Source organism: Methylophaga sp. UBA5088 (assembly GCF_002414625.1).
Lineage (GTDB): Bacteria > Pseudomonadota > Gammaproteobacteria > Nitrosococcales > Methylophagaceae > Methylophaga > Methylophaga marina.
Window position 1 is genome coordinate 1 of sequence record NZ_DIAC01000051.1, and the last position, 8,851, is coordinate 8,851.

At 43.8% G+C, this 8,851-nt stretch carries 10 protein-coding genes and 1 riboswitch; of the genes, 1 reads left to right on the plus strand and 9 read right to left on the minus strand.

All coding sequences use genetic code 11. From position 1 onward, the window contains the following. The 8 genes from B4K20_RS06845 to B4K20_RS06880 form a co-directional block, all read right to left on the minus strand. Positions 1-353 (minus strand): HPr kinase/phosphorylase (locus B4K20_RS06845; RefSeq protein WP_289282358.1); only part of this gene is annotated, 353 nt, incomplete at its 3' end. A 2-nt stretch (positions 354-355) separates the two neighbouring features. Further along, positions 356-817, minus strand: a complete 462-nt coding sequence (locus B4K20_RS06850) for a PTS sugar transporter subunit IIA (RefSeq protein WP_286303571.1) — start codon at positions 815-817, stop codon at positions 356-358. Positions 818-833: 16 nt separating this feature from the next. Then, positions 834-1,160 carry a ribosome hibernation-promoting factor, HPF/YfiA family gene (hpf, locus tag B4K20_RS06855; RefSeq protein ID WP_286303572.1) on the minus strand — a complete coding sequence of 109 codons (327 nt, stop codon included), beginning with the start codon at positions 1,158-1,160 and terminating at the stop codon, positions 834-836. Positions 1,161-1,195: 35 nt separating this feature from the next. After that, positions 1,196-2,650: an RNA polymerase factor sigma-54 gene (locus B4K20_RS06860; protein WP_289282359.1), complete on the minus strand. Its 1,455-nt coding sequence runs from the start codon at positions 2,648-2,650 to the stop codon at positions 1,196-1,198. Between the two features lie 94 nt (positions 2,651-2,744). After that, on the minus strand, positions 2,745-3,596 hold the full coding sequence (gene metF, locus B4K20_RS06865; RefSeq protein WP_289282360.1) for a methylenetetrahydrofolate reductase [NAD(P)H]: 852 nt from the start codon (positions 3,594-3,596) through the stop codon (positions 2,745-2,747). Between the two features lie 63 nt (positions 3,597-3,659). Then, positions 3,660-4,970, minus strand: coding sequence for an adenosylhomocysteinase (gene ahcY, locus B4K20_RS06870; RefSeq protein WP_289282361.1), 1,311 nt, complete (start codon positions 4,968-4,970; stop codon positions 3,660-3,662). Between the two features lie 21 nt (positions 4,971-4,991). After that, positions 4,992-6,152, minus strand: coding sequence for a methionine adenosyltransferase (gene metK, locus B4K20_RS06875; RefSeq protein WP_289282362.1), 1,161 nt, complete (start codon positions 6,150-6,152; stop codon positions 4,992-4,994). Positions 6,153-6,243: 91 nt separating this feature from the next. Beyond that, positions 6,244-6,322: riboswitch (S-adenosyl-L-homocysteine riboswitch) on the minus strand. A 71-nt stretch (positions 6,323-6,393) separates the two neighbouring features. Then, a complete protein-coding gene (locus B4K20_RS06880) occupies positions 6,394-7,086 on the minus strand; it encodes a M48 family metallopeptidase (RefSeq protein ID WP_289282363.1) in 693 nt (230 codons plus the stop codon). Between the two features lie 72 nt (positions 7,087-7,158). Here B4K20_RS06880 and dusA point away from each other — a divergent pair, with 72 nt between their 5' ends. Beyond that, positions 7,159-8,151 (plus strand): tRNA dihydrouridine(20/20a) synthase DusA, encoded by a 993-nt coding sequence (gene dusA, locus B4K20_RS06885; protein WP_289282364.1) that lies wholly within the window; start codon positions 7,159-7,161, stop codon positions 8,149-8,151. On the opposite strand, the gene B4K20_RS06890 is transcribed toward dusA, so the two are convergent. Beyond that, a partial coding sequence (locus B4K20_RS06890) for an ABC transporter permease (protein ID WP_289282365.1) occupies positions 8,148-8,851 on the minus strand: 704 nt, incomplete at its 5' end. The two genes, dusA and B4K20_RS06890, sit on opposite strands and share 4 nt — an antisense overlap.

Sequence of the window (8,851 nt, forward strand, 5' to 3'; positions counted from 1 at the left end):
TGGTTTCCTTCAAGTTGTCTCACTTGCTTTAATGTCTCATGCAGGTTTAGCTGAAAGTGTAATGGGCAGGTATCCAGCACGTGCGCGCTGCCAAAATGTTTCCTGATATTGATTGTGCCGAGCTCTCTTGTATTGAGGAGATCTTTCAGTATGGACGGTGCAGTCGCTATCAATTCATGTTTGTGACGATGAATATCAACCACATCATCAGCAACAAATTGATGACCTTCACTAATCAGTTGAAGAGCCAGACTGCTTTTACCTATGCCTGGTGGGCCTTTGATGAGAACACCTAAACCATCAACACAGACCATCACTCCATGAAGTGAGAGGTGTTGGCTAGTTTGAGGCACGATTAATCTTCGTCGATGGAGAGCAGTAACTCAAAAATCTGTTCTGCGCTATTTGCATTGCGCAGTTTCTGGCAGATTTCCGGATCGCGAAATAAAGTCACGAGGCGTGACAAATGTTGTAGGTGATGGTCGGTATCTTCTTCAGGCACGAGTAAACCAAAAGCAATATCGATAGGTTGGTTGTCAACGGATTCAAAAGGAACGGGTGTTTCGAGTGTGAGCATAGCGGCGATGGTATGAGTCAGTCCGGGGACTCGGGCGTGAGGTATAGCCACGCCCTTGCCCAGACCTGTACTGCCTAGTCTTTCTCGTTCTAATAACACCTGAAATATTTTTTCTGCTGTTGTCGCATTCGTATTACTGGCTAACTTCTGACTTAAGTTTTCCAGTACTTTCTTTTTGCTCGTAGCATTGTCATGAAAGCTGATACTGTCAGCGTTAACCAATAATGCGGCAATTAGCATAAAAAAGAATCTCTTATTAGTTGACGTTGTGCTTCATTTCGGCACCGACTGACTGATGATGATCGGTGATTTTATCTTTGTGTTTAATGATTTGACGGTCCAGCTTGGCAACCAGATTCTCAATAGCAGAATACATGTTTTCATTTTCATCTGAGGCGAACAAGTCTGCGCCGCTGACATGAACAGTCGCTTCCGCTTTCTGACGTTGTTTTTCTACTGATAACACAACATGAACATTGGTCATGTGATCAAAATGGCGAGTCAGTTTTTCGAATTTTTTGTTGACGTGATCGCGTAAGCTGTCAGTGATTTCGATATGTTGTCCGCTTAAATTTAACTGCATAATGTTGGACTCCTTTTGAGTGATGATAACTGGTTTTACACCAGTCGTTTACGCTCATTCGATGGCGCAATTGCCAACGTTTCACGATATTTTGCAATTGTTCGTCTGGCGACATTAATACCTTGTTCTCCGAGGATATCGGCAATTTTACTGTCGCTCAATGGTTTTCGTGGATTTTCAGCTGCAACCAGTTTTTTGATGATAGCGCGAATCGCTGTAGCTGAACATTCTCCGCCGGCCTCAGTACTGACATGGCTGGAGAAAAAGTATTTCAGTTCAAAAATTCCGCGAGGTGTATGTAAGTATTTGCGCGTTGTGACCCTGGAAATCGTTGATTCGTGCATTTCCACAGCTTCAGCAATATCGGCCAATACCAGCGGCTTCATCGCTTCTTCACCAAAATCGAGAAAGTCTTTTTGTCTGTCAATAATCGCTTCGGTGACTTTTAATAAGGTTTCGTTGCGGCTTTGTAAGCTTTTCAGAAACCAGCGTGCTTCCTGCAGATTATTTTTCAGATAGGTGTTTTCGGCACTGTTATCAGCCCGATTGATCAGTTGCGCGTAGTGTTCAGCTATTTGCAAGCGTGGGGCATTATCAGGATTAAGAGATAAGACCCACTGACTTTTTGATTTTCTGGCGTACACGTCTGGAACGATATATTCCGTTGTATCTGTCTGGATTTGACTGCCGGGGCGCGGGTTTAAAAGCTGGATAGAGCGAACCAATTCGGTCAATTCATCATCCGACACTTTCAAAGCACGCTTAATTTGGGCGTAGTCGCGTTTGGCCAATGTATCCAGATGTTTATCAATTAACTCTCTCATCAGATCAATGTGAGGTAGACCTGAGGCTTGATACACCCGAAGTTGAATCAGTAAACATTCACGTAAGTCTCTGGCTGCCACGCCGACAGGATCAAAATGCTGTATACGGTGAAGCACGGTCTCGATTTCATCTAACTCTATTTCAGCAAATTCTTCACCTAAGCTTGCTTGGATATCGTCGAGAGAAGTTTTCAGGTAGCCATCATCTTCAATTGAATCAATAATGATAGTCGCGATAGCTTCTTCGATTTCAGTGAAATGAGTCAGTCGCATTTGCCAAAGCAGGTGTTGCTGTAGCGAGTCAGTGCTCTCGTCCTGATTCTCGCGTTCCATATCACCGTCATGAATAACATTGCTGTTACTGGTACTGACGGGTTGATAATCGTAGGTATCTTCCCACTGACTATCTACAGGAAGATCTTCGGGAATATTCTGATTGTCGAGCTCACTGATTTCGCGACTGGTCTGATCTTCGGTGTTTGATTTGCGTGCGTTCTCGTCAACTTCAAAGTCTTCTTCAACTTCGAGCAAAGGGTTGGTTTCGAGTGCTTCCTGAATTTCTGTTTGTAACTCAAGCGAAGACAATTGCAGCAAACGAATGGCTTGCTGTAATTGCGGAGTCATTGACAGACTCTGGCCTACACGCAGCTGTAATGAGGGTTTCACGAGAATTCTTTATGTGTTTTGACGACCATGTAAATATGTTACCGCAAGTCTTATGCCATTGCCTACAGCTACATACAAAATCTTAACTGTAGATTTATTTAATCAGGCCTAAACGATCACAAATGGTGAGTGTCGGGTCAACCTTATTCATGGTGTAGAAATGTATACCAGGTACACCCAAATCGATTAATTGCTGAGTAAAGTCAGTTAAAAAATCAACGGTGAACGCAGTCATTGATGCCGTATCATCGTAAAAAGCTTCCAGTTTCTTGCGAAGCCATCGAGGGATTTCGGCACCACAACCTGCTGAAAATCGAGCCAGCTGGGCATAGTTATTGATGGGCATAATGCCCGGAATGATAGGAATATCAATGCCTTGTTGTTCACAGGCATCAACAAAATAACGATATGCATCAATATTGTAGAAATATTGTGTAATCGCACTATTCGCACCTGCATCCACTTTACGTTTGAAGTTGATAAGGTCATGTTCAGCAGACTGTGCTTGCGGGTGTACTTCAGGATAGGCGGCTACTTCGATGGTAAAGAAGTCACCTGTTTCTTTTCGAATAAACTCAACAAGCTCACTGGCATAACGAAAGTCACCTGGTGCTTGCATACCTGATGGCAGATCACCACGAAGTGCGACAATGCGGTGAATATTATTATTGCGATAGGTATCCAGTAATACACGGATACGTTCTGCGGATGAGCCTACACAAGAAAGGTGGGGGGCGGCATCAATGTTGGTCACTGCATGCTGCTTTTGAATGTCTATAACCGCATCCATCGTATTGTCTTGTGTTGAACCGCCTGCGCCAAAGGTCACTGAGAAAAACTCAGGTTTAAGAGGGGCAAGCTGTTCTCGGACACTACTTAAATTGGCAATGCCTTTTTCCGTTTTTGGGGGAAAGAATTCGCAGCTTAAAGTGAGGTTTTTGGCCATATCCATTAACTTTGATTAGAAAAATGGGCTGAAAACTCAGCCCATTTTTAGATTGATTAAAGATTAATATCTGTAGTGTTCAGGTTTGAATGGGCCTGTTTTTTCCAGCCCCAGATATTTTGATTGCTCGTCTGTCAGCGTAGTCAGGTTGGCACCAATCCGACCCAAGTGCAGTTGTGCGACTTTTTCATCCAGTTTTTTCGGTAATACGTAGACTTTATTTTCATAATTGTCTGTATTTTGCCATAACTCGATTTGGGCCATGACTTGGTTAGTGAACGAGGCTGACATCACAAAGCTTGGATGACCGGTTGCACAGCCAAGATTCACCAGACGACCTTCAGCTAACAGAATGATGCGTTTACCATCAGGGAAGATAACGTGATCAACTTGCGGCTTGATGTTCTCCCATTCATATTTACGCAGGGAAGCGACATCAATTTCTGAATCAAAGTGACCAATATTGCAAACGATGGCTTCATTTTTCATCTTCAGCATATGGTCATGGTTGATAACATCGATGTTACCTGTTGTGGTGACGAAGATATCGCCCATTGCTGCCACATCATCCATAGAAACAATACGATAGCCTTCCATGCTGGCTTGAAGCGCACAGATTGGATCAATTTCAGTCACCATAACGGTGGCGCCCATGCCACGGAATGCCTGTGCACAGCCTTTACCCACATCACCGTAACCTAAAACAACGCAGATTTTGCCGGCGATCATCACGTCCGTGGCGCGTTTAATACCGTCGAGTAGTGATTCACGGCAACCATAAAGGTTATCAAACTTGGATTTAGTGACAGAGTCATTGACGTTAATGGCTGGCACTTTCAATGTGCCTGCTTTCATCATTTCATACAGACGGTGAACACCGGTTGTTGTTTCTTCTGACAGGCCTTTCACGTCATTTAATAATTCTGAATATTTATCATGCATGATTTGGGTTAAGTCACCACCATCGTCCAGAATCATATTAGGACGCCAGTTGTCTGGACCCATGATCGTTTGTTCGATACACCAAACCGCTTCTTCTTCTGTCTCACCTTTCCAGGCAAATACTGGAATACCTTGATCAGCAATTGCGGCTGCGGCATGGTCTTGTGTCGAGAAAATATTGCATGATGACCAGCGAACTTCAGCGCCGAGTTCGACTAAGGTTTCAATCAATACGGCTGTCTGAATCGTCATATGTAAGCAGCCGGCGATACGAGCACCTTTCAGTGGCGCTTGGCCAGCATACTCTTCACGTAAGGCCATTAGACCTGGCATTTCGCTTTCAGCAATTTTAATTTCTTGATGGCCCCATTTAGCCAAGCTGATGTCAGCAACTTTATAATCAGGGGTTAAATTTTCGATTGGTGATTCCATTGTTCGTTTCCTCAAATTCTTTTATAAACCGGCAGCGTCGCGTAATACATCTGCCATATCTGTTCTTTCCCAGCTAAAATCAACATCTTCACGGCCAAAGTGACCATAAGCCGCTGTTGGTTGGTAGATAGGTTTGATTAAATCGAGCATCTTAATTAAGCCAACTGGTCGTAAATCAAAGTATTCACGAACCAGGGCGACCAGTTTTTCTTGAGAAATTTTTCCGGTACCAAATGTCTCTACACTGATAGAGGTCGGATCAGCCACACCAATGGCATAAGACACCTGGATTTCACAGCGATCGGCTAAGCCTGCGGCAACAATGTTCTTCGCTACATAACGACCTGCATAAGCCGCACTGCGATCGACTTTTGATGGGTCTTTACCAGAGAAAGCACCACCACCATGACGAGCCATACCACCATAGGTATCAACGATGATTTTTCTGCCTGTCAGACCACAGTCGCCGACAGGACCACCGATAATAAATTGTCCGGTAGGGTTGATATGGATTTTTGTATCTTTAGTTAGCCATTCAGCGGGCAGTGTGGGTTTGATAATGCTTTCCATCACCGCTTCATGAAGACTGGCTTGTGAAATATCCGGGCTGTGCTGTGTGGATAATACAACGGCATCAATACCAACAGGTTTTCCATCTTCATAGATGAATGTCACCTGACTTTTGGCATCTGGACGTAGCCAGCTTAACTCGCCATTTTTACGAACCTCTGATTGGCGTTTTACCAGACGGTGTGCGTAAGTAATCGGTGCTGGCATGAGAACATCAGTTTCGTTACTGGCATAACCAAACATTAAACCCTGGTCACCCGCGCCCTGATTTTCTTCTGTGTCTCTATCAACGCCCATGGCGATGTCAGAGGATTGTTTACCAATCAGAGACATAACCGCACAGGTTTGACCATCAAAACCCACATCTGAGCTGTTATAACCGATATCGGTGATGGTTTTACGAACAACATCTTCGAGATCGACCCATGCTGAAGTACTGATTTCACCAGCAACGATGGCGGTGCCTGTCTTTACTAATGTTTCACAAGCCACGCGAGCATGGAGATCTTGGCGAAGAATTTCATCCAAGATGGCATCTGAAATTTGATCGGCAACTTTGTCTGGGTGGCCTTCCGATACAGATTCAGAAGTGAAAAGATAATTGCTACTCATAGTCAACTTCCTCATTACAATGAGATTGTGGTAATGATAGTTGTGCTATTTGAGGGGGAATAAATCTCGCTCATTACTATCAGTTACCTGTTAATAATGAACGCAGTTAAATAATGGAGTATTGAATAAGCCTAGCAGGTTAACCACCTGTTGCAGCGTTCCTTATTCGAAATGACATATTAATCTATATAGAGAATTTTTCAAGCTTAATTATCTTCACAAAGTCGTCACACAGCGTGGTCTAGAGCGTTAATCGGTCTCCATTTTGTTTCAGCCATAGCTTATGTTCTTTGTATGTAGGACAGATGTCCGCTACCAACTGCCAGAAAGCCTTTGAATGGTTATGATGCCGGAGGTGACAAAGCTCATGAAGGATGACGTAATCAATGACTTTGTCAGTGGCCATGATAAGTTTCCAATTGAGCTGAATATCGCCCGAGCGATAACAGCTTCCCCAGCGAGCTTTATAGGTTTTTATGGTAAGACTTTTAGGAAAGAACTGATACGCTTCCGCCAATTGAAAAAATCGTGATGTCAGAATTTCATTAGCCTGTTGCCGGTACCATTTTTCCAGTTGACGTTTAATACCTTCTGCCGATATATCTTTTTTCTTGGTATAGAGCTGTATGCGATTGTCGATGTGTTTAATGGTATTTTCAGCGCTGCTGGTATGAATATCTAATTGATACATGTTCCCTAGAAATAAAAAAGACTCCCCATCTGCGTAAACGGTGTCTCTGGTGACTGGCAGTTGTTCAAGTTTTTGTTTTATCCACGCCCTTTTTTTATCCACAAAGTCTTGTGCTGTTTTGACTGCAAGTGTCGTTGGTATCCGCACAATGACTTCACCTTGCTTAATAACCAACGCCATACTTTTACGGCGTGAACTGCGAATAATGGTGTAATCAAAGCCTTCAGGGTGTGTATGTGTCATAAATAATCGTTATAAGCAGATTTTTGTGAGCTGATTTGAGAAAATGTCCCATTAATCTACGTCAATTGAATCATGTCATCATCATTATCTTTTATAGACTCCAGAAAATTATCCGTTGCACCCATGTTGGATTGGACCGACCGTGATTTTCGTTATTTGTTACGGCTTATTTCGAAACATGCTTTGCTCTACACAGAAATGGTGACCACAGGGGCGTTGATTCATGGTGATAGACAGCGATTTTTAGCACATGATGCCGCTGAATATCCGTTGGCACTTCAACTGGGCGGTTCTGACCCCGCTGCTTTGGCTGAGTGTGCCAAGATGGGCGAAGATGCTGGTTATAGTGAAATTAATCTGAATGTCGGCTGCCCAAGTGACAGAGTGCAATCGGGCAGTTTTGGCGCTTGCTTGATGGCTGAACCGAATTTAGTCGCTGAAGGCGTAGCGGCGATGAAAAACGCGGTGACTATACCAGTGACTGTAAAAACCCGTTTGGGCATAGATGAGCACGACAGTTATGAGTTTCTGACTCATTTCGTTGATGCTGTATCAGCTGCAGGCTGTAATATTTTCATTCTACATGCCCGTAAGGCCTGGCTTAAAGGCTTAAGTCCAAAAGAAAATCGTGATGTGCCACCCCTGGATTATGAACGTGTTTATCACATCAAAAAGGACTATCCACACCTACACATCGATATTAATGGCGGTATTCATAGTTTGGTGGAAGCCCAGCAGCATCTGCAATATGTGGATGGCGCCATGCTGGGTAGAGCGATTTATCATGACCCGTACCTGCTTATCGATGCGGATGAACGCATTTTTCTGCAAGCGGCTACTGACAAGCCAAGTCGACATGATGTCATTGAAGCTATGTTGCCGTATATCGAGCAAAGAATGAAACAAGGACGACCGCTGAAATCTATCACACGACATTTACTAGGTTTATTTCAAGGCCAACCAGGTGCTAGACGCTGGCGGCGGCATTTAAGTGAGAATGCCCACTTAGGAGACGCAGGCATTCACACAGTTCAACAAGCCTTAAGTCTGGTCGACAAGGTTTAGTTTCTGAGGCCAGTGCCTTTTTTCAACAGATATAAGGCATATACGGTGAGTGCTACGATGAACAACATGATGATGCCAAAGGCTGCCATGATAGGGATATCTGAAATGCCCAGCATACCGTAACGAAAAGCATTGACCATGTACAAAATAGGGTTCAATAGTGAAACGTTTTGCCAAAAGTCTGGCAATAAATCGATAGAGTAAAACACTCCACCCAGATAGGTTAGCGGGGTTAGAATGAAGGTCGGGATGATGGCAATTTCATCAAAACTGCGTGCATAAATCGCATTGATGAACCCACCCAATGCAAATAAAACCGCACTGAGAAATACCATGCTGATGGTAATAAAAATATGTTCCACCGGCAGGTGAGTAAAGAACAGTGATACCAGTGTCACGATAATCCCCACACACAGCCCCCGAGCCGTACCACCTGCGACATAACCTGCCAAAATCAAGTAATTCGGAATGGGTGCCACAATCAGCTCTTCAATGTGATTTTGGAACTTGGCACTGAAGAACGAGGAGGCCACATTTGAATAGGCATTATTGATCACGGCCATCATGATAATGCCAGGCACGATATATTCCATGTAACTGAAACCACCCATTTCACCAATACGGCTACCTATGAGATTACCGAAAATGATGAAATATAAAGTCATCGTAATGGCTGGGGGCAAGATGGTCTGCGGCCATA